The sequence below is a fragment of the Cupriavidus sp. U2 genome, from assembly GCF_009663685.2.
GTDB classification, from domain to species: domain Bacteria; phylum Pseudomonadota; class Gammaproteobacteria; order Burkholderiales; family Burkholderiaceae; genus Cupriavidus; species Cupriavidus necator_C.
In genome coordinates, this window is the sequence record NZ_RCOG02000026.1 from 189,550 (window position 1) to 216,549 (window position 27,000).

Annotated in this window: 23 protein-coding genes; 17 read left to right on the forward strand and 6 right to left on the reverse strand. The window is 67.5% G+C overall.

Annotated features, from left to right (window positions below; translation table 11 throughout):
• Nucleotides 1-189: 189 nt before the first annotated feature.
• Complete coding sequence (locus D9X30_RS19430) at nucleotides 190-1,140, forward strand: dihydrodipicolinate synthase family protein (RefSeq protein ID WP_153947916.1); 951 nt, start codon at nucleotides 190-192, stop codon at nucleotides 1,138-1,140.
• 16 nt (nucleotides 1,141-1,156) lie between these two features.
• Here D9X30_RS19430 and D9X30_RS19435 read toward each other — a convergent pair whose 3' ends face one another.
• Nucleotides 1,157-2,083, reverse strand: a complete 927-nt coding sequence (locus D9X30_RS19435; RefSeq protein WP_153947915.1) for a LysR family transcriptional regulator — start codon at nucleotides 2,081-2,083, stop codon at nucleotides 1,157-1,159.
• A 73-nt stretch (nucleotides 2,084-2,156) separates the two neighbouring features.
• Complete coding sequence (locus D9X30_RS19440) at nucleotides 2,157-3,611, reverse strand: amidase (RefSeq protein WP_153947914.1); 1,455 nt, start codon at nucleotides 3,609-3,611, stop codon at nucleotides 2,157-2,159.
• A gap of 132 nt (nucleotides 3,612-3,743) precedes the next feature.
• On the opposite strand from D9X30_RS19440, the gene D9X30_RS19445 reads away from it, so the two are divergent.
• From D9X30_RS19445 to pcaD, 7 genes are all read left to right on the forward strand, one after another.
• Nucleotides 3,744-4,643, forward strand: coding sequence for a LysR family transcriptional regulator (locus D9X30_RS19445; RefSeq protein ID WP_153947913.1), 900 nt, complete (start codon nucleotides 3,744-3,746; stop codon nucleotides 4,641-4,643).
• A 155-nt stretch (nucleotides 4,644-4,798) separates the two neighbouring features.
• Nucleotides 4,799-5,437 carry a BON domain-containing protein gene (locus D9X30_RS19450; RefSeq protein WP_194946514.1) on the forward strand — a complete coding sequence of 213 codons (639 nt, stop codon included), beginning with the start codon at nucleotides 4,799-4,801 and terminating at the stop codon, nucleotides 5,435-5,437.
• Between the two features lie 362 nt (nucleotides 5,438-5,799).
• Complete coding sequence (locus tag D9X30_RS19455) at nucleotides 5,800-7,137, forward strand: short-chain fatty acid transporter (protein ID WP_153947911.1); 1,338 nt, start codon at nucleotides 5,800-5,802, stop codon at nucleotides 7,135-7,137.
• Nucleotides 7,138-7,169: 32 nt separating this feature from the next.
• Nucleotides 7,170-7,466: a YciI family protein gene (locus D9X30_RS19460; RefSeq protein ID WP_153947910.1), complete on the forward strand. Its 297-nt coding sequence runs from the start codon at nucleotides 7,170-7,172 to the stop codon at nucleotides 7,464-7,466.
• Between the two features lie 21 nt (nucleotides 7,467-7,487).
• Nucleotides 7,488-8,546 carry a cyclase family protein gene (locus D9X30_RS19465; protein WP_153947909.1) on the forward strand — a complete coding sequence of 353 codons (1,059 nt, stop codon included), beginning with the start codon at nucleotides 7,488-7,490 and terminating at the stop codon, nucleotides 8,544-8,546.
• Nucleotides 8,547-8,589: 43 nt separating this feature from the next.
• The gene (catC, locus tag D9X30_RS19470; RefSeq protein ID WP_153947908.1) at nucleotides 8,590-8,874 is read left to right on the forward strand and encodes a muconolactone Delta-isomerase; all 285 of its coding nucleotides are present in this window, start codon (nucleotides 8,590-8,592) and stop codon (nucleotides 8,872-8,874) included.
• 14 nt (nucleotides 8,875-8,888) lie between these two features.
• On the forward strand, nucleotides 8,889-9,677 hold the full coding sequence (pcaD, locus tag D9X30_RS19475; protein ID WP_153947907.1) for a 3-oxoadipate enol-lactonase: 789 nt from the start codon (nucleotides 8,889-8,891) through the stop codon (nucleotides 9,675-9,677).
• A 120-nt stretch (nucleotides 9,678-9,797) separates the two neighbouring features.
• Here pcaD and D9X30_RS19480 read toward each other — a convergent pair whose 3' ends face one another.
• Complete coding sequence (locus D9X30_RS19480; protein WP_153947906.1) at nucleotides 9,798-11,393, reverse strand: FMN-binding glutamate synthase family protein; 1,596 nt, start codon at nucleotides 11,391-11,393, stop codon at nucleotides 9,798-9,800.
• 300 nt (nucleotides 11,394-11,693) lie between these two features.
• Here D9X30_RS19480 and D9X30_RS19485 point away from each other — a divergent pair, with 300 nt between their 5' ends.
• The 5 genes from D9X30_RS19485 to D9X30_RS19505 all read left to right on the forward strand — a co-directional run bounded on the left by D9X30_RS19485 (nucleotide 11,694) and on the right by D9X30_RS19505 (nucleotide 18,165).
• Complete coding sequence (locus D9X30_RS19485; RefSeq protein ID WP_153947905.1) at nucleotides 11,694-13,715, forward strand: sigma-54-dependent Fis family transcriptional regulator; 2,022 nt, start codon at nucleotides 11,694-11,696, stop codon at nucleotides 13,713-13,715.
• A 193-nt stretch (nucleotides 13,716-13,908) separates the two neighbouring features.
• Complete coding sequence (locus tag D9X30_RS19490; RefSeq protein ID WP_153947904.1) at nucleotides 13,909-14,952, forward strand: ATP-NAD kinase family protein; 1,044 nt, start codon at nucleotides 13,909-13,911, stop codon at nucleotides 14,950-14,952.
• A 57-nt stretch (nucleotides 14,953-15,009) separates the two neighbouring features.
• Nucleotides 15,010-16,008: a thiamine pyrophosphate-dependent dehydrogenase E1 component subunit alpha gene (locus D9X30_RS19495; RefSeq protein ID WP_153947903.1), complete on the forward strand. Its 999-nt coding sequence runs from the start codon at nucleotides 15,010-15,012 to the stop codon at nucleotides 16,006-16,008.
• A 28-nt stretch (nucleotides 16,009-16,036) separates the two neighbouring features.
• Complete coding sequence (locus D9X30_RS19500) at nucleotides 16,037-17,053, forward strand: alpha-ketoacid dehydrogenase subunit beta (protein ID WP_153947901.1); 1,017 nt, start codon at nucleotides 16,037-16,039, stop codon at nucleotides 17,051-17,053.
• Nucleotides 17,053-18,165: an acetoin dehydrogenase dihydrolipoyllysine-residue acetyltransferase subunit gene (locus D9X30_RS19505; RefSeq protein WP_153947899.1), complete on the forward strand. Its 1,113-nt coding sequence runs from the start codon at nucleotides 17,053-17,055 to the stop codon at nucleotides 18,163-18,165. Before D9X30_RS19500 ends, D9X30_RS19505 begins: the two co-directional genes overlap by 1 nt.
• Nucleotides 18,166-18,357: 192 nt before the next feature.
• Here D9X30_RS19505 and D9X30_RS19510 read toward each other — a convergent pair whose 3' ends face one another.
• Nucleotides 18,358-19,116 carry an SDR family oxidoreductase gene (locus D9X30_RS19510; RefSeq protein ID WP_153947897.1) on the reverse strand — a complete coding sequence of 253 codons (759 nt, stop codon included), beginning with the start codon at nucleotides 19,114-19,116 and terminating at the stop codon, nucleotides 18,358-18,360.
• 171 nt (nucleotides 19,117-19,287) lie between these two features.
• Between D9X30_RS19510 and D9X30_RS19515 the strand changes: the two genes are divergently transcribed.
• Nucleotides 19,288-20,187 carry a LysR family transcriptional regulator gene (locus tag D9X30_RS19515; protein ID WP_153947895.1) on the forward strand — a complete coding sequence of 300 codons (900 nt, stop codon included), beginning with the start codon at nucleotides 19,288-19,290 and terminating at the stop codon, nucleotides 20,185-20,187.
• 22 nt (nucleotides 20,188-20,209) lie between these two features.
• On the opposite strand, the gene D9X30_RS19520 is transcribed toward D9X30_RS19515, so the two are convergent.
• Together D9X30_RS19520 and D9X30_RS19525 are read right to left on the reverse strand one after the other, a co-directional pair.
• Nucleotides 20,210-21,325: an NAD(P)H-dependent flavin oxidoreductase gene (locus D9X30_RS19520; RefSeq protein WP_228770908.1), complete on the reverse strand. Its 1,116-nt coding sequence runs from the start codon at nucleotides 21,323-21,325 to the stop codon at nucleotides 20,210-20,212.
• A 14-nt stretch (nucleotides 21,326-21,339) separates the two neighbouring features.
• On the reverse strand, nucleotides 21,340-22,236 hold the full coding sequence (locus D9X30_RS19525; RefSeq protein WP_249641015.1) for a LysR substrate-binding domain-containing protein: 897 nt from the start codon (nucleotides 22,234-22,236) through the stop codon (nucleotides 21,340-21,342).
• Between the two features lie 156 nt (nucleotides 22,237-22,392).
• On the opposite strand from D9X30_RS19525, the gene D9X30_RS19530 reads away from it, so the two are divergent.
• The 3 genes from D9X30_RS19530 to D9X30_RS19540 all read left to right on the forward strand — a co-directional run bounded on the left by D9X30_RS19530 (nucleotide 22,393) and on the right by D9X30_RS19540 (nucleotide 26,996).
• Nucleotides 22,393-22,806 carry a DUF1801 domain-containing protein gene (locus D9X30_RS19530; RefSeq protein WP_153947891.1) on the forward strand — a complete coding sequence of 138 codons (414 nt, stop codon included), beginning with the start codon at nucleotides 22,393-22,395 and terminating at the stop codon, nucleotides 22,804-22,806.
• A 165-nt stretch (nucleotides 22,807-22,971) separates the two neighbouring features.
• Complete coding sequence (locus D9X30_RS19535) at nucleotides 22,972-26,124, forward strand: response regulator (RefSeq protein ID WP_228770907.1); 3,153 nt, start codon at nucleotides 22,972-22,974, stop codon at nucleotides 26,122-26,124.
• 20 nt (nucleotides 26,125-26,144) lie between these two features.
• On the forward strand, nucleotides 26,145-26,996 hold the full coding sequence (locus D9X30_RS19540) for a CheR family methyltransferase (RefSeq protein WP_502799654.1): 852 nt from the start codon (nucleotides 26,145-26,147) through the stop codon (nucleotides 26,994-26,996).
• Nucleotides 26,997-27,000: the final 4 nt, after the last annotated feature.

Below are 27,000 nucleotides of genomic sequence, written 5' to 3' on the forward strand. Positions count from 1 at the left end.
GGTACCCCCCGAAAACTGAGCATTTCTGAAGCGGCGATAAGCGGCGGTGATATCGGGGTTAACGCGGCGTCGGCGCGCTGGCCTGCCGCCGAGCGATCACTGCAGGCGATCAGGGTATCCGCAGGATTCAATAGGCAGGCCAGCGGGCGGCCCGTATATTTGGCGGCACAAGACAACAAGGAGACCCGCATGACCCAGATTCCGGCCCGCAGTCCGGCGCCCGTCCCGACCCAGTATCGCGGCGTGTTCCCGGTGGCGCCCACGATCTTCGACGCCCAGGGCGGGCTGGACCTGGACGGCCAGCGCCGCTGCATCGACTTCATGATCGATGCCGGGTCGCACGGCATCTGCATCCTGGCCAACTTCTCCGAGCAGTTCGTGCTGACCGACGACGAGCGCCAGCTGCTGATGACCACCGTGCTCGACCACGTGGCCGGGCGCGTGCCGGTGATCGTCACCACCACGCACTTCAGTTCGCGCATCTGCGCCGAGCGCAGCCGCGCCGCTCAGGACGCCGGTGCCGCCATGGTGATGGTCATGCCGCCGTACCACGGCGCCACGATCCGGGTGCCGGAGCGCAGCATCTACGAGTTCTTTGCCACGGTATCGGCGGCCATCGACATCCCGATCATGATCCAGGATGCGCCGGTCAGCGGCACCACGCTGTCGGCGCCGTTCCTGGCCCGCATGGCCCGCGAACTGGCCAATGTGTCGTACTTCAAGATCGAGGTGCCGCAGGCGGCCGCCAAACTGCGCGAACTGATCGCGCTGGGCGGCGACGCCATCGTGGGGCCTTGGGACGGCGAGGAAGCCATCACGCTGATGGCAGACCTGGAAGCCGGCGCAACGGGCGCCATGACCGGGGCCGGCTACCCGGACGGCATCCGCCAGATCCTGGACGCCTGGCAGGCGGGCGATGCCGACGCGGCAGCCGATCGCTACCAGCAATGGCTGCCGCTGATCAACTACGAAAACCGACAGGGCTGGCTGGCCACGGCCAAGGTGCTGATGCAGGAAGGCGGCGTGATCCGCTCGGATGCCGTGCGGCATCCGCTGCAGCCGATGCATCCGGCCACGCGCGAGGGTTTGCTGAAGGTGGCGCGGCGGCTCGATCCGCTGGTGCTGCGCTGGGGCCGCTGAGCTGGCAGCGCGGTGGTCAGGCGGCGTGGGCGCGCAGGGTATCGATCAGCAGGCTCATCGACGCCGACACCGGGCGCCCGCGCCGGGTGACGATGCCGTACGGCCCGAGCTTGATCGGCAGGGGCAGCGGCAGCACGGCCAGCGCACCCAGCTGCGCGTAGTAGGCGGCCACCGATGCGGGCAGCACGGCAATCAGTTCGCTGTCGATCAGCAGCGAGGTGGTCATCAGCACGGCTGCCGTCTCGATGGTCGATGGCGGTGCCGGCACGCCGGCGTCCTCGAACGAGCGGTCCAGCAGCGCCCGCATCGGGCTGGGGCGGGGCTGCATGATCCACGGATATTGGGTCAGCTCCCCGAACGCCAGTTCGCTGCGTGCCGCCAGCGGGTGTTGCGGCCCGACCACGATGGCCAGGCCCTCGTCGCCAAGCTGCTCGAAATCCAGCGCGCTGCTGTCCCAGCCCTCGGGCACGCGGCCCAGCACGATGTCGAGCTGGTCCCGCTCCAGTTGCGGCATCAGCACGTCGCTGGTGTCCACCTGCACGGCGATTTCAAGCTGCGGGTGGTCGCGGTTGAGCTGGCGGATGGCGCTGGCGAGCAGCCCCGGCGTGGGCGCCATCACCGCGCCCACGCGCACCCGGCCGATCTTGCCCGCTTCCAGCGCCACCAGTTCATCGCGCAACCCGGCCATGTCGGCAAACACGAGCTTGGCGTAGCGCGTGGCCGCGCCGCCAAAGCGCGTGGCCCGCAGCCCGCGGGCGTGCCGCTCGAACAGCGCCACGCCGAGCAGGTCTTCCATGTCCTGCAGCATCTTGCTGACCGCCGGTTGGGACAGCGTCAGGGCCTCGGCCGCCTGGCGCAGCGAGCCGCGTTCCTCGATGGCGACCAGCAGGCGCAGGTGCTGCATCTTCAGGCGGTTGTGCAGGGCGGAGACGGACGGAATCATGGGGCGGTGATGGCGACGTGGAGCAGGGCTGGCGCGTCATTCTAATGCGTCGGCCCTTCCGGCCGCCCGGGCTTCACATCCGGCCCGCCCAGACCGCCGGAAGCCGGCCGGCCCATGGGTGTGCCTGCTCGATCTGGCCGGCCAGGCGCAACAGCGCCGCTTCCTGCCCGAAGCCGGCGCCGAACTGGATGCCGATGGGCAACCCGGCATGCGGCCCTGTGGGCGCAGTGGCCATCGGGACGGACATCGCGGGCAGGCCCGCCACGTTGAAGGCCGGTGTGAACGGCGCGTGCCGGAACACGCGTGCGGTCCATGCCAGGCCGTCCATCTGTTCGGCGCCGGCCGCATAGGTGCCCACCGGCTCGGGCAGGTCTGGCATGGTGGGCGTCATGAGGATGTCGGTCTCGGCAAACCAGCCGGCCGTGGCGCGCGTGACGGCGTTGCGGACATCCAGGGCCGCCGCGAAGGCCGTGCCGGTGACACGCTGGCCGTAGCGATAGGCCGCCAGCGTGGCAGGTTCCAGCGTATCGGCATCCACGCGCCGGCCGGTCTGCACGGCGATGGCGTCGATCCAGTTCACCAGCGAGGCGCACCAGATTTGCGCGTTGGCATGGACGAAGGCTTCCCAGGACACGCCAAGGTCCGGGCGCACCGTGTCGACGTGGTGGCCCAGATCGGTCAGCTTGCGGGCGGCATCGTCGGCGGCATCCGTCACAACTTGTGACACCGCGCCATCGTTCCAGGGCGTCAGCATCAGCCCGATGCGCAGGCGTCCCGGGTCGCGGCCGACCTCGGCGAGGAAGGGCCGCGCGGGGGCCGCCGTGTGGTACGGCTCGCCGGCTGCCGTGCCGTGGATGGCGTCGAGCAGCGCGGCGCTGTCGCGCACGGTGCGGCTCATGCCGCCTTGCACGCCGAGCCCGGCAAAGACCTCATCGAGTGCCGGACCATTCGAGACCCGGCCGCGCGTGGATTTGAGACCGAACAGGCCTGTGAACGAGGCCGGCACGCGGATCGATCCCGCCGCGTCGGTGGCATGGGCCAGCGGCACGATCCCGGCCGCCACGGCTGCGGCAGCGCCACCGCTGGAACCGCCCGCGCTGCGCCGCGTATCCCACGGATTGCTGGTCTGGCCTTGTTGCACCGATTCGGTGGCCGTGCTGAACGCCATTTCAGGCGTTGCCGTGCGGCCCAGCGTGACCAGCCCGGCGGCGCGCAGCCGCTGCATCAGGTTCGAATCGTTCGGCGCCACCAGTCCGGCCGCCAGCCTGGACCCCAGTTCCAGCCGCTTGCCGGCCATGGCGATTGCCAGGTCCTTGATCAGGAAGGGCACGCCGGCCAGCGGCCCATCGACCGAAACCTGACCGGCGTCGGCCAGTGGCCAATGCTCGACCACCGCGCCGATGGCGGGGTTGACGGCTTCGATCGCCGCGCGTGCCAGTTCGGCCAGTTCCTGGGATGTGACTTCCTTGCGGGCGACAAGGGCGGCCAGGCCCAGCGCATCGTGGGTCACGTATTCGCTCAGTTTCATGTTGGCTCCAGCTTGACAGGGGAATGTGTGCATCGTAGGGATGGCGGCGCATGCTGATTAGTCCTCGGAAATGGGCGTGATTGGGCCATTGATGGGACAATCTTGGCCTCTTTGCTTTCGGGAGTGGACCGCATGGCCGCGGATCTCAACGACACGCTGATCTTTGTGCGCGTGGTGCAGGCTGGCAGCTTCACGGCCGGGGCGCGGCTGCTGAAGATGCCGAAGACCACTGTCAGCCGCCGGGTGATGGCGCTGGAAACGCAACTGGGTGCCCAGTTGCTGCATCGGACCACGCGCCGGCTTGGGCTGACCGAGGCGGGCGGGCTGTACTACGCCCATGCGCGTGAGATGGTGCGCCAGATCGACGACGCCGAGGCGGCGGTCCACCAGTTGCAGGCGGGCCCGCGCGGCTGGTTGCGCGTGACGCTGCCGTATTCGTTCGGGGCGGCGTGGATCGCGCCATTGCTGGCGGATTTCCGAACGGTCTGTCCCGAGGTCAGGCTCGAAATCCTGGCTTCGCATGTGCCGCTCGACCTGGTGGCCGATGACATCGACGTGGCGCTGCGCCTGGGCGTGCTGCCCGATTCCGATCTGGTGGCGCGCCGGCTCGGCAGCTTTGCCACGGGCGTCTATGCCAGCCCCGGCTATCTGCAGCGCGCCGGCATGCCGGTGCACCCATCCGAACTCGCGGGCCATGCCACGCTGGCCCTGCATCAGGCGCGGCGCGAGCGCGGCTATGCGTGGCCGCTGCGCAGGGACGGCGGGCGCACCCAGTCTTTCGCCGTGGACCCGGTCATCGTCGCCAGCGATCCTGCCCTGCTGCACGATGCGCTCTGCGCGGGGCAGGGCCTGTCGCTGGCCATGCACCGGAGCATGGCCGCCGATGTCAAGGCGGGAAGGCTGCGGCGCGTGCTGCCCGAATGGACTGGGCCTGCGCAGGATTTCAACGCGGTGTTTCCGCGCGGTGCGGTGGCATCGCCCAAAGTGCGCGCCTTTGTGGATTTCCTGCGCGCGCGGCTGGGGGCTGACTGACACACCCCGTGCGGTAAATCTTCCACGCACGCGCGCAGGTCTACATGGCCGGCGCGCGGTTCCCGCCGAAAGTTCGGGCGATTGCGGCCCGACAGGCAGCGGAACAGAAATTGCAGGGTTCCAGGGATCGCGGCAGACGCGCTAAGGAGACCCAGATGACACAGAAGCTGAAAAACCCCTGGTTCCGCCCCGGTGTGCTCAATGAAGGCAGCGACTGGGCCGTGCACGACCAGACCGAGGACTTTGGCGGCCCGGATTCGTATCCGCGGCCTTGGGCGCGCGGCCCCAGGCCCGACGCCAGCGTGTATGCGTCATCGCATGTCGATCCGGCCGCCTATGGCATTGCCGACGACGACGGCCTGCGCACCGCACCGGGCCGCGCGCGCTGGCATCGCGCGGCGGACGTGAACTGGCAGGACCGGCACGAGGACGGCGCCTTGCGCTATCGGGCCGGCGCCGGTGGCCGTGTGGCGGGCGTGCCCGGCGAGGCCGAGCGCGGCTACGGCGGTGGCTATGGCGCTGGCTATGGTGGCGGCTACGGCGGGCCGGTGCGATCCGAGCCCGTCTGGCCAAAGGGCTATGTCCGATCCGACGAGCGCATTCGCGACGATGTCTGCTCGCGCCTGGCGCACGACGGCCACGTCGACTTGCAGGAGGTGGAGGTCGATGTCGATGGCGGGGTGGTCACGCTGCGCGGCGCGGCCCATGACCGGAGCGAGAAGCATCGCATCGAGGACATCGCCGAACATGTCATGGGCGTGAAGGACGTGCGTAACGAACTGCGCATTCGCTGAAGCTTGATATGTCTCCGAAGGCCCGGCCGTGTGCCGGGCCTTTTCACTGGCCTGTCGCCGTCACGACGGCCCCCGCGTTCTGTGCGGATACCGGACATCCGCCTTTCTGACCTGAAAGGTCGATGCTGCATCGCAAAATCCCTGTTTCCTGCTGATCAACACCGGCCCCCGCGCTGTGGGCGAAGGGTCATGTTGCGCTGCGCCGCAACATCGAATTGTTGCGTAACACGGAACGAATTGGCTGATTCGTTGCCTTGACATTGCTCGATACAAAGTCTTACGCTCCCGGGCACGACTAAAAGACGTTCGCATGTAGAACGCAGGTTCGACATGCGGTCATTTCGACTCTCAGGAGACAAGCCTTGAACAAGGTTGCCGGGTTCTTTACGGAACTGATGCGCCGGTATCTGCCGGACCCCTTCGTGTTTGCCATCGGCCTGACGCTGCTCAGCATGGTCATGGCGATGCTGGTGGAGGGGCAGGGCGCAAGCGCCATCATCACCAACTGGGGCAAGGGTTTCTGGAACCTGCTCTCGTTCACCACGCAGATGGCCGTGATCCTGGCCATGGGCTACGTGCTGGCCACCGCGCCGCTGGTGGACCGCTTCCTGAACGGCATCGTGGCCCGGGTGGCCACGCCGCGTGGCGCGATCATCGTGGCGACGCTGGTCGGCGGCATCGGCAGCTACCTGAACTGGGGCTTCGGCCTGGTAATCGGCGGCATCATCGCGCGCAAGCTGGCCGTGAAGGTCAAGGGCGTGCATTACCCGCTGATCATTGCCTCGGCCTATAGCGGCTTCACGATGTACGGGCTGGGCCTGTCGGCCAGTATCCCGGTGCTGATCTCCACGCCGGGACACCCGATGGAAAAGCTGATGGGCGTCATCGCGCTCAAGGACACCATTTTTTCGGTGCCGATGCTGCTGACCAGCCTGGCGGTGATCGTCACGCTGCCGCTGCTCAACGCCATGCTGCATCCGCGCGATGCGAGGGACGTGGTCGAGATCAGGGAAGAACCGGAAGCAAGGGAATCGGCAGCCGGCGGCCATAGCATGGGCATCGAGAACACGCTGGCCGCGCGCATGAACAACAGCCGCCTGCTGAGCCTGCTGATCGGGCTGTGCGGCATGGCCTATGCGGTGCTGTACTTCGTGCAGGGCGGTACGCTGGACCTGAACCTGATCAACTTCCTGATCCTGTTCATCGGCGTGCTGCTGCTGGGCACGCCGGCCAACTACGTGGCCAAGCTCAACGAGGGCATCAAGACGATTTCGGGCATCATCCTGCAGTATCCGTTCTACGCGGGCATCATGGCGGTGATGGCGGGTTCGGGGCTGGTGGATACCATCTCGCGCGTGTTCGTCGATATCGCCACGCCGCAGACCCTGCCGTTCTGGGGCCTGGTCAGCAGCTTCGTGATCAACTTCTTTGCCCCGTCCGGCGGCGGCCACTGGGTGATCCAGGGCCCGTTCATGGTCGATGCGGCCAAGGCCATCGGCAGTTCGGTGGCGCAGACGTCGATGTCGGTGATGCTGGGCAACGCGTGGAACGACCTGGTGCAACCGTTCTGGATCCTGCCGGCGCTTGCGCTCTCGAAGCTCAAACTCAAGGACGTGATGGGCTACACCGTGATCATGATGTTCTGGGTCGGTGCCCTCTACATCGTGGCGATGCTGGCCTGGGGCATGGCCACCCACTGAAGTCTTTTCGCAGTACAACCTGGAGACCTCGCATGCCGTACCTGATCGAAACCTTCGACAAGCCCAACCACCAGCACGTGCGCCAGGCCAACCGGCCCACGCACCTGGATTACCTGGAAGCCAACAAGCAGCTGCTGCTGGCTTGCGGCGCGAAGCTGAACGACGACGGCAGCGATGGCGGCGGTGGAATCTACATCCTCGACGTCGATACGCGCGAGGCCGCCCAGGCCTTTATCGAGGCCGATCCGTTCCACCAGGCCGACCTGTTTGCCGAGGTCAGGATCGTGCGCTGGCGCAAGGCGTACCTGGACGGCGTCCGCCATATCTGAGCCGATACCCGAGCAGTCCTCATGAAACGATGGAAGCAACGACCCGAAGGCGCCAACTGGGGCGACTTCGGCGATGACGACCAGCTTGGCCGCCTGAACCTGATCACGGCGGACTGCGTGCGGGCCGCCGCCCAGGAAATCCGCAGTGGCCGTACGTTCTGCCTGTCGCTGCCGCTGGATCTGCCCGGCGGCAACGTGCTGAACCCGCGCCGGCATCCGCCGGTGCTGCGGCCCACGTTCCGCGACGACGTCGCATACGTCAACTTCCCGCTGGCCAAGGTGGACCCGCGCGCGCTGGACGTGCTCAGCGACGACCAGGTGCTGCTGTCGATGCAGTACTCCACGCAATGGGATTCGCTGGCGCACGTGGGCGCGTTGTTCGATGCCGACGGCGACGGCGTGGCCGAGCGCGTGTACTACAACGGGTTCCGGCCCAATACCGATATCGTCGGCCCGGTGGACTACGCCGAAGCCGACCACTTCGCGGCGCACGCCTGCGGCCACGATCATAGCCACGCCGAGGCGCTGGGCATCGAGACCTTCGCCACGCACGGCATCCAGGCGCGCGGCGTGCTGGTTGACCTGGCGCACCACTACGGCCGCGAATGCCGCACGGTGGGTTACGACGACCTGATGCGCGTGATCGACGCAGACCGCGTGGAGGTAGGCCGCGGCGACATCCTGGTGCTGCGCACCGGGTTTGCCGAGATGCTCGTGGAAATGGCGGGCCAGCCCGACGCCGCGCTGCTGCACAACAGCTGTTGCGCGCTGGACGGGCGCGACGAGCGCCTGCTGCACTGGATCACGGACACCGGCATCGCCGCGATCGCGGCAGACAACTACGCGGTGGAACGCTATCCGGCGCGGCCGGTGCCCGACAGCGCCGGCCCGGTGCCGATGCTGCCGCTGCATCACCACTGCCTGTTCAAGCTGGGTTTGCCGCTGGGCGAGCTCTGGCACCTGCACGACCTGGCGGCATATCTGCGTGCCGAAGGCCGCCACCGTTTTTTCCTGTCGGCGCCGCCGTTGCGGCTGCCCGGCGGGATGGGCTCGCCTGTGACGCCGGTTGCCATCGTCTGATGCCGCCACGCGCCTGTCACCCACTAACCAAGAAGGAGCCGCCATGCTGTTCATGGTCGAAATGACTGTCCGTATCCCCCATTCGCTCGATCCGCAGGTGGCGGACAAGATCAAGGCCGACGAAAAGGCCTACTCGCAGCAACTGCAGCGCGACGGCAAGTGGCGTCACCTGTGGCGCGTGGCTGGCCAGTACGCCAACGTGAGCATCTTCGACGTCAAGGACGCCGACGAGCTGCACACGATCCTGACGGCGCTGCCGCTGTACCCGTACATGGAAATGAAGGTCACCGCGCTGGCGCAGCACGGTTCGGCCATCGCCCAGAACTGAGCCGGAGCCCGATCATGCCCTTCGCCGAACTGTCCGCCCCGTCCAGCGTCAAGCTCCACTACCAGCTCGATGGCGATGCCAGCCTGCCGGTGCTGGTGCTGTCCAACTCGCTGGGCACCAGCTTCGAGATGTGGCAGCCGCAGATGGCTGCACTGACGAAGCATTTCCGGGTGTTGCGCTACGACACGCGCGGCCATGGCCAGTCGGCCGTGACCGAGGGCCCGTACCGCATCGCCCAGCTTGGCGGCGACGTGATCGCGCTGCTCGATCACCTGGGCCTGCAGCGCGTGCATTTCTGCGGCCTGTCGATGGGCGGCATCACGGGCATGTGGCTGGCGCTGCACCACGCGGACCGCCTGCAGAAGCTGGTGCTCTGCAATACGGCTGCCTATATCGGCCCGCCCGAGAACTGGACCAACCGCGCCGCCGCCGTGGAGCGCGATGGCGTGGCGTCGATCGCCGCCGCCGTGGTCGACAAATGGCTGACCCCCGATTTCGCCGCGCAGCAGCCGGAACTGGTCCAGCACCTGCGCGCCATGCTTGGCGCTACCGATTCGCGTGGCTACGCGGCCAATTGCCTGGCCGTGCGCGATTCTGATCTGCGTGCCGACATCGGCCGCATCACCACGCCCACGCTGGTCATTGCCGGCTCGGGCGATATCCCGACGCCGCCCGCCGATGGCCGCTATCTGGCCGACACCATCCCCGGCGCGCAGTACGTCGAACTGTACGCCGCGCACCTTTCCAACCTGCAGCAGGTGGACGGGTTCAACCAGGCGGTGGTGAAGTTTCTTGCCGGCTGACAATCGCCAGGCCGCCATTCGGTTGTAGCATCGCCGCCTGACACAGCTTGTGGACGCGGGAATGGCGAATATGCGCGAATACTTCCCTACATCAGCGGCTGGGCGCTGGGCGAGTACTGATCAGACCGGGATGCCGAAATGGTCCGCGCGGGCCATCGGCCAGTACTTTTCCCACAGGCTGAAACGCAGGTTGCCGTTGAGCAGGTCGCCCGGCTGCAGGAAATCGAACAGCTCGGACATCGGCTTGACCTCGCTGGGCGACAGACGCCTCACGATATGGTGCGGGGTCAGTTCGCCGGGCGAATGCAGCCCGGCCGCCTGCAGCAGTTCCTGCAGCGCATGCACTGTATGACGATGGAAATTGGCCACGCGCTCGGCCTTGTCCGGCACCACGATTGCGCGCTGGCGGACCGGGTCCTGCGTGGCCACGCCCACGGGGCAGCGGTCGGTGTGGCACTTCTGCGCCTGCACGCAACCCAGCGCGAACATGAAGCCGCGGGCCGCATTGCACCAGTCGGCACCCATCGCCAGCGTGCGGGCAATATCAAACGCGCTGATCAGCTTGCCGCTGGCACCCACGCGAATCTTGTCGCGCAGGTTGGCGCCGACCAGCGTGTTGTGGACCAGCAGCAGCCCTTCCTGCAGCGGCACGCCGATATGGTCGACAAACTCCAGCGGGGCCGCACCGGTGCCGCCTTCGGCGCCATCAACGACGATGAAATCCGGCAGGATTCCCGATGCCAGCATCGCCTTGACCACGCCAAAGAAATCCCACGGATGGCCCATGCACAGCTTGAAGCCGGTAGGCTTGCCGCCCGACAGGTTACGTAGCCGATCGACGAATTGCAGCAATTCCAGCGGCGTGGAGAATTCGCTATGGGCGGCGGGCGACACGCAATCGACACCCATCGGCACGCCGCGCGTGGCGGCGATTTCCGGCGTGATCTTGGCGGCTGGCAGCACCCCGCCATGGCCCGGCTTGGCGCCTTGCGACAGCTTGACCTCGATCATCTTGACCTGCGGGTCGGCTGCCTGCCTGGCGAACAGCTCGGGGGCGAAACTGCCATCGGCGCGGCGGCAGCCGAAGTAGCCCGAGCCCAGTTCCCAGATCAGGTCGCCGCCCTCGGCGCGGTGATATGGCGAAATCGAGCCCTCGCCAGTGTCGTGGGCGAACCCGCCGATCTTCGCGCCGCGGTTGAGCGAGCGGATGGCGTTGGCCGACAGCGCGCCGAAGCTCATCGCAGAAACATTAAAGACCGAGATGTCGTAAGGCTGGGCGCGATCGGGCCCCACCGTGACGCGGAAATCGGCCGACGGGATTTTGGTCGGGGCCAGCGAGTGGCTGATCCATTCGTAGCCCGGGCGTTTGACGTCAGATTCGGTGCCGAACGGACGGCTATCCACCTCGTTCTTGGCGCGCTGGTACACCAGGCTGCGCTGGGCGCGCGAGAAGGGCGCCTCGGACGTATCGTCCTCGATGAAGTACTGGCGGATTTCCGGCCGGATGAATTCCAGGAAAAAACGCGCGTGACCCCAGATGGGGTAGTTGCGCAGGATGGCGTGGCGGCGCTGGAGCAGGTCGTGGGCGCCCACCAGGCATAGCGCCAGCGGCAGCGCCACCCACCACCACGACACGGCACGCGTGGCCGCCAGGGCGGTCAGGACGATCAGGCCGCAGGCTGACAGGGCCACGGCCCCATAACGACGCTCGAACATGTGGGGGACTCTTCCGGTTTTTGGCAACCCTGGATGATCCCGCGTATAGGGAGGCAAGTGAAGTCCCGGCACGGGAAACGCTGTTTTGAGGATCGGACAACAAAATGCGATTAACCGCCCAGTGATGACGCGCACCGGTGGTGGATGGGGCGGCAAACGGGGACGGACAGCGAGTCAAATAACGCCATTAACCGCCAAAAAGTGATCGAAAGCGCATTTTGCGGCGCGATGCTGCAGCGCCGCGTTTGCGCCGGCAGGACGGTGGGATACAGTACCCCGCAGACCGATAAGGAGACAGCGATGGACCTGCGGCAACGCGAGCACATCGAAACCGTGGTGCATGCCACCACCTGGCTGCCCCTGCCTGCTGAATCCGCCCCGCCGATCGGGCACGACGCGATGATCCAGAACTCGTGGCGGCGCTGCGTCCATCAGTACGGCCTGGACCCGTCACGCATGCAAGAGGCGCGGATCGTGGAGCCGTCGTGCCTGCGCGAGCACCAGCAGCGCATCGACGACTTCGCACGCATCGCGCGGCACGGGCTGGAATCGCTATATGGCCATGTCGCCGGCCTCGGCTACGTGGTGCTCCTGACCGATGCCCAGGGGGTGACCGTCGACTATATCGGCGATGCCAATACCGACGCCGCACTGCGTCACGCGGGCCTCTACCTGGGGTCGGAATGGAGCGAAGCCGGCGCGGGCACCTGTGCCGTCGGAACGGCGTTGGTCACGGGCGAGGCGCTGACCGTCCATCAGGCCGATCACTTCGATGCCACGCATATCCCGCTGACCTGTACCGCCGCGCCGCTGTTCGACACGCAGGGCCGGCTCAACGCGATTCTGGACATCTCGGCGCTGACGTCGCCCGAGGCCAAAGCCAGCCAGGGCCTGGCGCTGCAGATGGTGCGCATCTACGCGGCCCATATCGAGAACGCCAACTTCCTGCGCGTCCATCACCGGGACTGGATCCTGAAACTCAATGTCGCGCCGGAGTTCGTCGATGTCAGCCCCGAATACCTGCTGGCGCTGGACGCCGCAGGCCGAATTGTCGGCTGCAACAACCGCGCCAGACGCATGCTCGAAAGCGAAAGCCCCGGCACGCCCGTGCTGGGGCAGTCGTTCGAGGCGCTGTTCGATGCCCGGATCGACGATCTGGGGCGCTTCGTCTATTCCCGGCCCAGCGAGCAGCGGCTGGTGGCATTGCACCGTAGCGGCGGTCTGCTGTACCTGAGCGTGATGCCGCCCGCGCTGCGCTGGCAGTCGCGACCCGATGCGCAACCCGTGGCAGCACTGCCGGCGGCGCTGGCGGCCCTGAGCGGCGGCGACACGGCCATGCAACAGCAGCTGCAACGCGCGGCACGGCTGGTCGATGCGCGCATCCACCTGCTGATTCACGGCGAGACCGGCAGCGGCAAGGAATACTTCGCCAAGGCGCTGCACCAGGCCAGCGCGCGTCGGGCCCAGCCATTCGTGGCGTTCAACTGCGCGGCGATTCCCGAAACGCTGATCGAAAGCGAACTGTTCGGCCACTTGCCAAACAGCTTTTCCGGGGCCGGGGCGCGCGGCAAGCGCGGCCTGATCCAGGAGGCCGATGGCGGCACGCTGTTCCTCGACGAGATCGGGGACATGCCGCGCGATCTGCAATCGCGGCTGCTGCGCGTGCTGGCCGAAGGCGAGGTACTGCCCATCGGCGCCACGCGGCCGGTGCCCGTCAATGTGCGCGTGATCTCGGCCACGCACCACCGGCTGGACCAGCTCGTGGAAGCCGGCCAGTTCCGCGAAGATCTCTACTACCGCCTGAACGGTGCGCGCTTCGAGCTGCCCCCGCTGCGCGAGCGGCAGGACCTGGACTGGCTGATCGACAAGATGCTGGCCGACGGCGATGGCGGGCAGCCGGCCGCGCCAGGGCCGCGCAATCCGCGGACCATAACGCTGGCCGACACCGCGCGCCAGCGGCTGCATGCCCACCGCTGGCCCGGCAATCTGCGCGAGCTGCGCAATGTCATCGAATACGCCTGCGCGATCTGCCACGGTGGCGTGGTGACGCCCGATGACCTGCCCGACGGATTCGGCGCCAGCGCCCCGGCAGGCGCCGCATTGCGTTCGGCCGAGGCGGACGCCACGGCCAGGGCGGTGCCGCCCGAAGCCGCACCCGAAGCTACACCCGAGGCCATGCTGCTGATGCAGTACCTGCGCGCGTCGGGCTGGAACCTGAGCGCGGTGGCGCGGCAGATCGGCATCAGCCGCATGACGCTATACCGGCGCATGGAGCGGTACGGCATCGCGTCGCCCAACCGGCGCGATGGCAGCCAGCCGTGACGACTGTCCAGCCCAGGACACCTGTACTGTGACACCTGTCACACCCTGACCCGGCGGAATGGCGTGCGGCCTCCGGGTTATCCCGTGGGGCCGCACGCCATTTCCCGGGGTTTCCGGCCCTGGCATCGCCGCCACGTCCCTGGCACACCCATTGCAAAGACCCTGTCACGACAAGAGCGACAGGAGACAGGACATGGGGGTACCGCTGGTCGGCATCATCGCCAATCCCGTATCGGCGCGCGATATCCGCCGCGTGATCGCCAACGCCAACAGCCTGCAGCTGGCGGACCGCGTCAATATCGTGCTGCGCCTGCTGGCCGCGCTGGCGGCCTGCGGCATCGACCGCGTGATGATGATGCCGGACCGCGAGGGCCTGCGCGTCATGCTGAACCGGCACCTGACGCGCCACCAGGGGCCCGATGCCCGCCTGCCGGCGGTGGACTTCATCGACATGCCGGTAACCGCGCGCGTCGACGATACGCTGCATGCCGCCCGTCATATGGCCGACGCCGGCGTGTCCGTCCTCATCGTGCTGGGCGGCGACGGTACGCACCGCGCCGTGGTGCGCGAATGCGGCGCAGTGCCGATTGCCGGGCTTTCCACCGGCACCAACAACGCCTTCCCCGAAATGCGCGAGCCAACCATCACCGGGCTGGCCGCGGGGCTGTACGCCACCGGGCAGATCCCCGCGGGCCGCGCGCTGGCGTCGAACAAGCGGCTCGATATCGTGATTCGCGATGCCGATGGTGGCTTCCGGCGCGACATTGCCCTGGTCGATGCCGTGATCGCGCACGAGCAGTTCGTCGGCGCCCGCGCGCTATGGCGGGCCGACACGCTGGCCGCCGTCTACGTGGCCTATGCCGATCCGCAGGCAATTGGCCTGTCGGCCATTGCCGGGCTGCTGGAACCGATTGGCCGGCGCGAGCCGGGCGGCCTGGCCATCGAGCTGGCACCGGCCGGCGAGGGGGCCTTCGATCTGTTGGCACCCATTGCGCCCGGCCTGCTCTGCACCGTGCCGATTGCCGGGTGGCACCGCATCGCGCACGCGCGGCCGCACCGTGTGCGCCAGCGCGCCGGCATCGTCGCGCTGGACGGCGAACGCGAGCTGGCGTTCGGGCCGCACGACGAGGTAACCGTCACGTTGCACGACCACGCGTTCCGCAGCATCGACGTGGCGGCCTGCATGCGCTACGCCGCGTGCGAGCAGCTGATGCGCAGCGTGCCGGCGCTGACCTGAGCCGCCCCCCCTTCATCCCACCATCACAAGGCAGTACCACCACCAAAGGAGACGACCATGAGCGCCAGCACTTCGCAGTCAGCGCAGCTGCCCCTCGACAAGGAGACATTGCTGACCGTGTACCGCAAGATGCGGACGATCCGCGATTTCGAGGAACGCCTGCATGTGGATTTCGGCCGCGGGGATATTCCCGGCTTCGTGCACCTCTACGCCGGCGAGGAGGCGGCAGGCGTGGGCATTCTTCACCATCTGCACGATGGCGACCGCATCGCCAGTACGCACCGGGGCCACGGCCACTGCATCGCCAAGGGGGTGGATCCGGTGGCGATGATGAAGGAGATCTACGGCAAGAAGGGCGGTTCGTGCAACGGCAAGGGCGGGTCGATGCATATCGCCGACCTGTCCAAGGGGATGATGGGCGCCAACGGCATCCTGGGCGCTGGCGCACCGCTGGTCTGCGGCGCGGCGCTGGCGGCCAAGTTTCGCGGCAAGGGCGAGGTCGGCATCACGTTCTGCGGCGACGGGGCGTCGAACCAGGGCACGTTCCTGGAGAGCCTGAACCTGGCGGCGGTGTGGAACCTGCCGGTGATCTTCGTCATCGAGAACAACGGCTACGCGGAATCGACGTCGCGCGACTATGGCACGGCCGTCGACAGCTATGTCGATCGCGCGGCCGGCTTCGGCATCCCGGGCGTGACCGTGGACGGCACCGACTTCTTTGCCGTGCACGAGGCGGCCGGCGAGGTCATCCGGCGTGCGCGCGAAGGGGGCGGCCCGTCGCTGCTGGAATGCAAGATGGTCCGCTTCTACGGTCACTTCGAGGGCGATGCCCAGACCTATCGCGGCGCGGGCGAGCTGGACGATATCCGCGCCAACAAGGACTGCCTGAAGCTGTTCACGCGGGCCGTGACCCGGGCCGGCGTGGTGACGCGCGACGAGTTCGATGCCATCGACCGCGAGGTGGCCGCGCTGATCGACCACGCCGTGCAGGAGGCCAAGGCCGCGCCGCTGCCGGGGCCCGAAGACCTGCTGACCGATGTCTACGTGAGCTACTAAGCCATTCCAAAACAAAGGAGACAGCATCATGGCCCGCAAACTCAGTATGAAGCTGGCGATCAACGAGGCGATCGACCAGGAAATGACCCGCGATCCGAGCGTGATCATGCTCGGCGAGGATATTGTCGGCGGCGCAGGCGCCGACGGCGAGAAAGACGCCTGGGGCGGTGTGCTCGGCGTGACCAAGGGGCTCTATGCCAGGCACGGCGACCGCCTGCTCGACACGCCGCTGTCTGAATCGGCTTATGTGGGCGCCGCCATCGGCGCCGCCGCCTGTGGCATGCGCCCGATCGCCGAGCTGATGTTCATCGACTTCATGGGCGTCTGCTTCGACCAGATCTTCAACCAGGCCGCCAAGTTCCGCTACATGTTCGGCGGCAAGGCCGAAACGCCGGTGGTGATCCGCGCCATGGTCGGCGCCGGCTTCCGCGCGGCCGCGCAGCACAGCCAGATGCTGACGCCGATCTTCACGCATATCCCCGGGCTGAAGGTGGTGTGCCCGTCCACGCCGTACGACACCAAGGGCCTGCTGATCCAGGCCATCCGCGACAACGACCCCGTGATCTTCTGCGAGCACAAGAACCTGTACGGGCTGGAGGGCGACGTGCCCGAGGGCGCCTACGCGATCCCGTTCGGCGAGGCCAATATCGCGCGCGACGGCAAGGACGTGACCATCGTCAGCTATGGCCTGATGGTGCATCGCGCGCTGGAGGCGGCGGCCACGCTGGCCAGGGACGGCATCGAGGCCGAAGTGATCGACCTGCGCACGCTGTCGCCGCTGGACATGGACACGGTGCTCGAATCGGTGGAAAACACCGGCCGCCTGGTGGTGGTGGACGAAGCCAGCCCGCGCTGCAATATCGCCACCGACATCGCCGCCCAGACCGTGCAGCAGGCGTTTGGCGCGCTCAAGGCCGGCATCGAGATGGTCTGCCCGCCGCATACGCCGGTGCCGTTCTCGCCGACGCTCGAAGACCTGTATATCCCCAGCGCAGCCCGTATCGTGGAAGCCGCGCGCAAGACCATGAAGGGAGGCAAGCACTGATGGCCGCAGCAATCACCCCGATCGTGATGCCCAAATGGGGCCTGTCGATGAAGGAAGGCACCGTCAATGCCTGGCTGGTCGACACCGGCGCCGAGATTACCGTGGGCATGCCGATCCTCGATGTGGAAACCGACAAGATCGCCAACGCCGTGGAAGCCCCCGACGCCGGCACGTTGCGGCGCAAGGTGGCCGATGCGGGCGACGTGCTGCCTGTGAAGGCGCTGCTTGGCGTACTCGCACCCGATGAGGTCAGCGATGCGGAAATCGACGCGTATGTCGCCAGCTACGAGACGCCGGCCGACGACGAAGATGAAGACGAAGCCGGCCCTGCCTATCAGTTCGCGGAGGTCGACGGCCTGCGCGTCCGCTACGCCCGCAGGGGCCACGGCGCCGAGGCGGTGCTCTTCCTCCACGGCTTTGGCGGAGATCTGGACAACTGGCTGTTCAACCTCGATCCGCTGGCGGACACGTACACCGTGGTGGCGCTGGATCTCCCGGGACACGGGCAGACCACGCCCCGCCTGGCTGGCACGACGCTGGCGGAGATGGCCGGCTTCGTGACCCGCTTTCTTGACGCGCTGGACATCGGCCAGGCGCACCTGGTGGGCCATTCGATGGGCGGCGGCATTGCCGCGCAACTGGCCGTGGACGCCCCGCACCGCGTGCTGTCCGTCGCGCTGGTGTCCCCGGTGGGCTTTGGCGACGAGATCAACAACGGCTACACGGAAGGCTTTGTCAATGCGCAGTCGCGCCGCGACCTGAAGCCGGTCATCGAGCTGCTGTTCGCCAACCCCGATCTGGTCAGCCGGCAGATGCTGGACGACCTGCTGCGGTACAAGCGGCTTGACGGCGTGCCCGAGGCACTGGCGGCACTGGGGGCCAGCCTGTTCGCCGATGGCCGCCAGCGCGAGCAACCGGGCCGGCGCCTGGCCGAGGCGGGCAAACGCACGCTGGTAATCTGGGGCGCCCGTGACCAGGTCGTCCCGCCCGCCCACGCGGAAAACGCCCCGGCTGGCGCCACCGTCACGGTGTTCGACGATGCCGGCCACATGAGCCAGATGGAAAAGGCCGGCGAGGTGAACGGGCTGCTGAGAGGGCATCTGGCGGGGTAGGGCGGGGCGGACAACAGCTGGCTTCGCCAGAGATATTCTCCCCTCTCCCATTTATGGGAGAGGGGCGGGGGAGAGGGCGAGCCTCTCGGGATGCGAGGGTCTCGATTTGGACCGCCGCGCCCTCTCCCCCGACCCCTCTCCCGCGCTGCGGGAGAGGGGAGCAAACCGACAGCAACAACCGGCAGACCGACATCAAATCACCCCCCCATTGACCCGCAGCGTCTGCCCGTTGACCCACGCCCCGTCTGCACCGGCAAAGAACGCCACGGCGTTGGCGATATCCTCCGGCGTGCCCAGGCGTTCGAGCGGGGCCATCCTTGCCATGCGGTCGATCAGTTCCGGCGACTTGCCGTCGAGGAACAGCTCGGTGGCGGTCGGCCCCGGGGCCACGGAATTGACGGTGATATTGCGGCCGCGCATCTCCTTCATCAGCACGGCGGTCAGGGCTTCCACGGCTGCTTTCGAGGCCGCGTAGACGCCGTAGGTCGGCATCAGCAGCCCCACCAGGCTGGACGACAGATTGATGACACGGCCGCCGTCGCGCAGGCGCCGTGCCGCCTCGCGCAACGTGTTGAAAGTGCCCTTTACGTTGATATGCATGACGCTGTCGAACAGCGCGTCATCGGTCTCGGCCAGCGTGGCGAGCTTCATGATGCCCGCGTTGTTGACCAGCACATCGACGCCACCAAACGCCGCCTCGGCTGCGGCGAACATGCGGGCCACGGCAGTCGGGTCACTGATGTCGGCCTGATGGGTGAGGGCGCGGCCGCCGGCAGCCTCGATGTCCGCGGCCACGGCTTCGGCTTCGCGGGCACTGCCGGCGTAGTTGACGACAATCGTCAGGCCGTCGGCCGCCAGGCGCCGGGCGATGGCGGCGCCGATGCCGCGCGAGGCGCCGGTCACGATGGCGACGCGGGTCGGCTGGGAGGGGGTTGAGAGGGTGGCGGTCATGGCTGGGCTCCGGTCGGTCGGGGGTGGTGGGCAACCGCGTCTGGCTGCGGTGTCACTGCACTATGCGCGATAGTCTCGTTTGGATAATCGGTCTAGAATTGCCAGCACTTGTTCTGTCGTGGAAACAATGGTTTAAAAAAGCGTACTAAAAGGCACAGAAAAGGGCGCGGAATGGACCGCTTCGACGCAATGCGGCTTTACACACGGGTGGTGGAACGCCGCAGTTTCACGCTGGCTGCCAGCGACATGGAGATGCCCCGGTCGACGGTGACCAAAGTGATCGCCGACCTGGAAAAGCGCCTGGGCGTGCGGCTGCTACAGCGCACCACGCGGGTGGTGCGGCCCACGCTGGACGGCGAGGCGTATTACCGCCGATGCCTGCGCATTCTTGACGACATCGAGGACGCCGAGGGCGGCTTCAGCGGCGCCGAGCCGCGCGGCATGCTGCGCATCGAGGTCCAGGGCACCCTGGCTCGCCATTTCCTGATGCCCGGCTTTCCGGATTTCCTGAGCCGCTACCCCGAACTGCAGATCACGATGAGCGAAGGCGACCGCTGGGTCGACCTGGTGCAGGAGGGCGTGGACTGCGTGCTGCGCTACGGCAAGCTGCCCGACAGCGAACTGGTGGCCCGCCAGGTGGCCATGCTGGATCGTTTGACCTGCGCCACGCCCGCCTACCTGGAACGCTTCGGCACGCCGACCGATCTCGCATCGCTGGCCGGCCACCGGATGGTGGGCATCCGCCAGATGAGCACGGGCAATGTCACGCCGCTGGAGTTCGAGGTTGGCGACGACCTGAAGCGCCTGTCGCTGCCGTGCCCGCTGGCCGTCACCGGCACCGAGAGCTATCTGGCCGGTATCGAACTGGGTCTTGGCATCGCCCAGGTGCCGCGCTTCCATATCGTCGAACAGCTCCGGCGCGGCTCGCTGGTGGAAATCCTGCGCGACACGCCGCCGCCGTCGCAGCCCGTGTCGCTGCTCTATCCGCGCTCGCGCCAGCTATCGCCTCGTGTGCGAGCGTTCCTGGACTGGGCGGCGGGCGAGTTTGCGCGGAGCCGGTTGCTGGCCTGAACGTTGCGCACCGCACGCATGCTCAGCCCAACACCGCCCGCACGCTGCTCAACTGATCCAATGTCTCGCGCAGTTCGCGCTCCAGCACGGCGACCAGCTCGGCCGAGGGCATCGATCGCGCCAGCGGCACGGCCTGGCCGGCCCATTGGGCGGCAAATTCGCTGACGCCCTTGGCCTTGGCCGCCGCGTGCAGCGCCTTGCCGGCGTCGTACGTCACGGGATAGTCTGGAATTGCCGGGGCGCCGGCGGCGGTGCCCAGGCGCGTGAAGCGGCTGGTGAAGCCGCGTGCCGCGCGGCCCGAGATGGCGCGGGTCAGCGTGGTCGGGCGGGTTTCGTCGGCGGTCAGCGCGGCGCGGTAGGCGGCGTCGGCGGCCGATTCACTGGCGGCGACAAACGCCGTGCCAAGCTGCGCCGCGGCGGCGCCCAGCGCCAGCACGGCCGCGATGCCGGCGCCGTCCATGATGCCGCCAGCCGCGACGACGGGCAGGTTCGTGCGGGCCACCAGCACGCGGGTCAGCGCGAACGTGCCAAGCCCTTCGTCCTCGGCCTCGGTATCGAAGGCGCCGCGATGGCCGCCGGCCTCGAAGCCCTGCGCGACAATGGCGTCGATACCGGCCGCCTCGATCTGCCGCGCTTCGTGCAGCGACGTGGCGCTGGCCAGCAGCACGATGCCGGCCGCCTTCAGCGCATCGATCCATGTCTGCGCCGGCAGGCCGAAATGGAAGCTCACCACGGCCGGCTTCTCTTCCAGCAGCATCTGGTACATCGCGTCATCGACCACAAAGCTCTTGTAGATCTCGCGCAGCGCGCCGGGCGGCGTGGCGCCGAATTCGGCAAAGGCCGAGCCCAGGTATTTCAGCCAGGCCGATTCTCGCTCGGCATCGGGCTTGGCCGGCACATGGCAGAACACGTTGATGTTGAAGGGCTTCGACGTCAGCGCGCGGGTTTCGCGTATCACCTTGCGTGCGCCCTCCGCGTCCATGGCGCCCACGCCGAGCGAGCCCAAGCCGCCGGCTTCGGATACGGCCGCCGCCATGGCCGGAGTGCTGACGCCCGCCATCGGCGCCTGAATGATGGGCAGGCGGATGCCCAGGCGCGACAACAGGTTGCGGGACGGGTTCTGACGATTGGCTTCCATGGCGGCGTTCCTTGTCATGCGGGGTGGCTACGGCGCAGTTCCTGCTCGAATGCGGCGTAGGCGGAGGTGGTGAAAGCGGAGCGGCGAATCAGGTACGTATGCACCTTGCGGACCGGCACGGTCTGCAGGGCCCCCATATTGGCCTGCATGGCCAGCAGCGAGCGCGGCACGATGGCCACGGCGGAGCCTGCCGTCACCTGCGCCAGGATGGCGTGGTACGAGGGGAGTTCGATAACGGCGAGATGGCGGCGCGCATCGTCGCCAGCCTGTTCGAGCCAGTCCTCGGCGCACCGGCGATAGGTGCAGCCGCGCAAGAACGCGGCCAGCTGGCGCAGCGTCACGTCTTCGGGGCGCCGGACTTTCGGATGGGTCGCCGGCAGCACCAGCACCAGCTCCTCGGTGGTCAGGAACACCCCTTCCAGGCCCGCACCCATTTCCGATATGTCGATGTCCCCCGGGTTGCCCGTGCCGGGGTGGGCCACGATCGCGCAGTCCAGCCGGCGTTCCAGCACGCCGTCTGCCAGCGCCTGCGAGGTGCCCGTGCTCAGGTCCAGTTCGACGTCGGGCCACGCGGCGTGGAAGCGGCCCAACGGCCGGGGCAGCAGCGTGGCCGCGGTGCTTTCCATCGACCCCACGCGCAGGCGGCCGCTCGGCGCATCGGCGCGCATGGACTGCCGTGCCTCTTCGGCCAGCGCCAGTAGCTGGTCCGCATAGCCCAGCAGGCGCTGTCCGGCCGGAGTCAGGATCATCTGCTTGTTCGCGCGCTGGAACAGGTCCACGCCGAGGCTTTCCTCAAGCTGCTTCACGCGCGTCGTCACGTTCGACTGCACGCGGTCCAGCGATTTGGCGGCCCGGGTGACGCTCTGTTCGCGCGCTACCGCCCGGAAAATCTCGAGTTCTGCCAGTTCCACACTGTGCGACGACACAATCGTGTCGTTCTCCGATAGAGAATGAAAGTCTGGTTAGTATTGTGATTGGAGAATGCGTTGTCAAGCGGACGGCGCCGTCGGATTCCGTCAGGGTGTGATTTATAGTGATGTATCAACCATTCACCGGGAGACAGCAGCATGAAGAAGGCAGAACCGCAGGCCGGCGTACCGGCCGCCGAGCTGATCGATGCCAGGATTGCGGAGCTTGGCGACTGGCGCGGCGAGATGCTGGCGCAATTGCGGGCCATCGTTCGGGAAGCCGATCCCGACGGGATCGAGGAGTGGAAATGGAGCGTGCCGGTGTGGTCGCACGACGGCATCCTCTGCACGGGCGAGGTCTACAAGGCCACCGTGAAAATGACGTTCGCCAAGGGCGCGTCGCTGGATGATCCCAAGGGGCTGTTCAATTCGAGTCTGGACGGCAACGTGCGCCGTGCGATCGACTTCCGCGAGGGCGACACCATCAACAGAACCGCCCTCAAGGCCCTGATCCGCGCGGCGGTGGCGCTGAACCAGGCCGGGGCCAAACCGAAAGCCAGGTCCAGGGCCTGACCCGGCAAGGCCTGGGGCGGCCCTCGGTCGCCCGGCCAATGTCGGCGCGACACCGACAGCCATTTCGGTTGGCGCGGGGTAGCATGAGTCGCTTTGGCCTGTGGTTGCGCGCCGTGCAGTCGTCTGGTGCGCGCGCAGCCGCGATTTTCCTTCTATCCCGCCGGTATGCAACCGTCTTCCCTGCAACGCTTCCTGTTCGGCGCGATCCTTGTTCCGGTCTCGATGGCCGTGGTGTTCGGCATGGATGCGGTCACCCCGCTTGGGGTGGCGGCGTGGCTGTTCTACCTCGTGCCGGTCTGCCTGACCCTGTACGGCAATGACCCGAGGCTGCCGCTGATCGTCGCCGCCGTTGGCACGGTGCTGATCGGCATCGGCTACGCGGTATCGCCTGCCAGCAGCATCCGGCCGATCTATGCCGTCGCTAACCGCGGCGCGGGCGTGGTCGTGCTGTGGTTTCTGGCAGGCGTGGTGTATCGCTACATCCTGTCGCAGGCGGCCATGCGGCGCGCGGCGTGGCTGCAGCAGACGCAGGTGCGGGTGCACCAGGCCGTGCGCAATCCGCAGTCGGCGGGCAATGTGGCCGATGCGCTCGTGCGCGTGCTGGCGCAGGCCTTCCAGGCGCACGTGGGCGTGGTGTACCAGGTGGATGGCGACCAGATGCGCCGCGTGGCCACGTGGGCGCTGGCCAACGCCGACGAGCTGCCGCAGACGCTGACGGCGGGGCAGACGCTGGCTGGCCAGGCGGCGGCGGAAAACCGCGTGATCGCGGTGGGCGGCCTGCCGGCCGACTATCTGCAGGTGTCCTCGGCCCTGGGCCGGACGACGCCCAACGAGATCGTGGCGGCGCCGCTGACGGCCGAAGGCGACGTGGTGGGCGTGGTGGAACTGGGCTTTGTCGCCACGCAGCGCGATACGGCCGACATCGTGGAACTGCTGGAGCGTATTGGCGACCCGATCGGCATGACCCTGCGGGCCGCCGCCTACCGGGGCCGCCTGGAAAAGCTGCTCGGCGAAACCCAGCGCCAGAGCGAGGAACTGCAGGTCCAGCAGGAAGAGCTGCGCGTATCGAACGAGGAACTGGAAGAGCGCGGCCGCGCGCTGATGGATTCGCAGGCGCGGCTCGAAGCCCAGCAGGCGGAGCTGGAACAGACCAACGTGCAGCTGGAAGAACACGCGCAACGGCTGGAAGGCCAGAAGCGGGAGATGCTGGCCTTCCAGGCCGAACTGGCCGCCAACGCCCGGGCGCTGGAGCGGTCCAACCAGTACAAGAGCGAATTCCTGGCCAATATGTCGCACGAACTGCGCACGCCGCTCAACAGTGCGCTGATCCTGGCCAAGCTGCTGCAGGAGAACAAGGAAGGCACGCTGACCGCCGAGCAGGTGCGCTACGCATCCACCATCCACGCTGCCAACACCGACCTGCTGAACCTGATCAACGATATCCTCGACCTGTCCAAGATCGAGGCCGGCCATCTGGTGATCGAGCACGAAACGGTCGAACTGAAGGCGCTGACCGAGGCGCTGCAGGGCATGTTCGGGCCGATCGCCGAGCAAAAGGGCGTGCCGTTCCGCGTCGAATTCCTGCCCGGCGTGCCCGATGCCATCGTGTCCGACAACCAGCGTCTGCAGCAGGTGCTGAAGAACCTGCTGTCCAATGCGTTCAAGTTTACGGAATCGGGCGCGGTCACGCTGGCGCTGGCCGCGCAGGGTGATGACGCGGTGCGCTTCGAGGTGCGTGACACCGGCATCGGCATTCCGAAAGACAAGCAGCAGGTCATTTTCGAGGCGTTCCAGCAGGCCGACGGCACCACCAGCCGCCGCTATGGCGGCACGGGCCTGGGCCTGTCGATCTCGCGCGAGCTGGGCCGCCTGCTGGGCGGCGTGATCTCGGTGGCCAGCGAACCGGGCCAGGGCAGCGTGTTTGCTTTGACCGTGCCGCGCCTGCTCGGCGCAGACTCCGCCACGCAGGCTGGCCTGATGACGCAGCCGGCCAGCGCGCCGGCACCGCTGGTGATGGCCCCGCCATCGCGCGCGGTGCCGCCTGCCCCGGCGCCGGCACAAGAGCCCATGGAGCGCGTGCAGCCGGGCTATCCGGCACCGATTCCCGACGACCGCGACCATCGCACGCGCGGCAACCGGCTGATCCTGGTGGTCGAGGACGATATCGACTTCGCCGGCATTCTCTACGACCTGGCCCACGAACTCGATTTCGACTGCATCCACGCCACCACGTCGGCGCAGGGCCTGGAACTGGCGCGCCAGCATCAGCCGTGCGGCATCCTGCTGGACGTGGCGCTGCCCGACCAGTCGGGGCTGACGCTGCTCGACTGGCTCAAGCGAGACCCCGCCACGCGGCATATCCCGACGCATCTGGTATCGGTCAGCGATCATGCCGAAGCGGCGCTGCACCTGGGCGCGGTGGGCTACACGTTCAAGCCCAGCGAGCGCGACAAGCTGGCGGCGGCGATCCGGGGCCTGGAGGCACGCATGGCGGCGGGCCAGCGCCGGGTGTTGGTGATCGAGGACGACCCGGCGCTACGCGAGAGCATTCGCGCGCTGCTGAAATCGCTGGAGGCCGAGATCGTGACCACCGACAGCGTGGCAGCGGCCACGACGGCGCTGGAGGGCACGCCGTTCGACTGCGTGGTGATGGACATGGTATTGCCCGACGGCACCGGCCATGACCTGCTGGCCCATATGGCGCAGCGGGCGCAGGCCAATGCCGGCGCCATGCCGCCCGTGATCATCTATACGGGCCGGCAGCTGTCGGCCGAGGACGAACAGAAGCTGCGCCGGTATTCGAAGTCGATCATCATCAAGGGGGCCCGTTCGCCCGACCGGCTGCTCGACGAAGTGACGCTGTTCCTGCACAGCGTGGAGTCGTCGCTGCCGCCGGAACACCAGCGCATGCTGCGGGCGGCCCGCAACCGCGACGACACGTTCGACGGCCGCAAGCTGCTGCTGGTGGAAGACGACGCGCGCAATATCTTCGCGCTGTCGAAGGTCATCGAACCGCTGGGCGCCACCGTGGAGATCGCCCGCAGCGGGCGCGAGGCGCTTGACCTGCTGAACCGGATGGACGGCATCGACCTGGTACTGATGGACATCATGATGCCCGAGATGGATGGCATCACGGCCATGCGGCACATCCGCCAGATGCCGCAGTACGCGCGCCTGCCGATCATCGCGCTCACCGCCAAGGCCATGCAGTCCGACCGCGAGGCCTGCCTGCAGGCCGGTGCCAACGACTACATCGCCAAGCCGATCGATGTGGACAAACTGCTTTCGCTGTGTCGCGTATGGCTACACGCAAACTGAAACCGAAGGACGCGGCACCACTGTCCGACGCCTCGTGGGACGACGGCACGGTGCTGCTCGACGCCAACTTCGACATCGAGCTGGAGCTGCTGCTGGAGGCCATCTTCCGCAAGTACCAGCATGACTTCCGGCGCTATGCGCGGGCGTCGCTGCGGCGCCGGCTGGAGCAGGCGTTGCGGGACCTGAACCTGACCACGCTGTCGCAACTGCAGGACCGCATGCTGCGCGATGCCGTGCTGTTCGGCCGGCTGCTGCAGTACCTGACGGTGCAGGTCAGCGAGATGTTCCGCGATCCGTCCTACTTCCGTGCGATTCGCGAGCACGTGGTGCCGGTGCTGCAGACCTATCCGTCGGTCAACGTCTGGGTGGCCGGCTGCAGCAGCGGGGAGGAACTGTGGTCGCTGGCCATCCTGTTCGAGGAAGAGGGCCTGGCCGAGCGCACCGTCTTCTATGCCACCGATATCAACCCAGAGGCCCTGGCCATCGCGCGCGCGGGGGTGTACGACGCCGGCCGGCTGCGCAGCTTCGGCGCCAACTATCTGGCGGCCGGCGGGCGGGCGTCGCTGTCGGACTACTATCACGCGGCCTATGGCAAGGCCAAGTTCAACGCGCAGCTGATCCGGCAATCGGTGTTTGCGGATCACAGCCTGGCGACCGACAGCGTGTTCCAGGAAGCCCAGCTGATTTCGTGCCGCAATGTGCTGATCTATTTCGACCGGCCGCTGCAGGACCGCGCCATCGGCCTGTTTCGCGATGCGCTGGCGCGGCGCGGGTTCCTGGGGCTGGGCAGCAAGGAAAGCCTGCTCTTCAGCGCCCATGTGCAGGATTTCGAGGCGGTGTCGTCGCGCGAGCGGCTGTACCGCAAGCTCTGAGGCT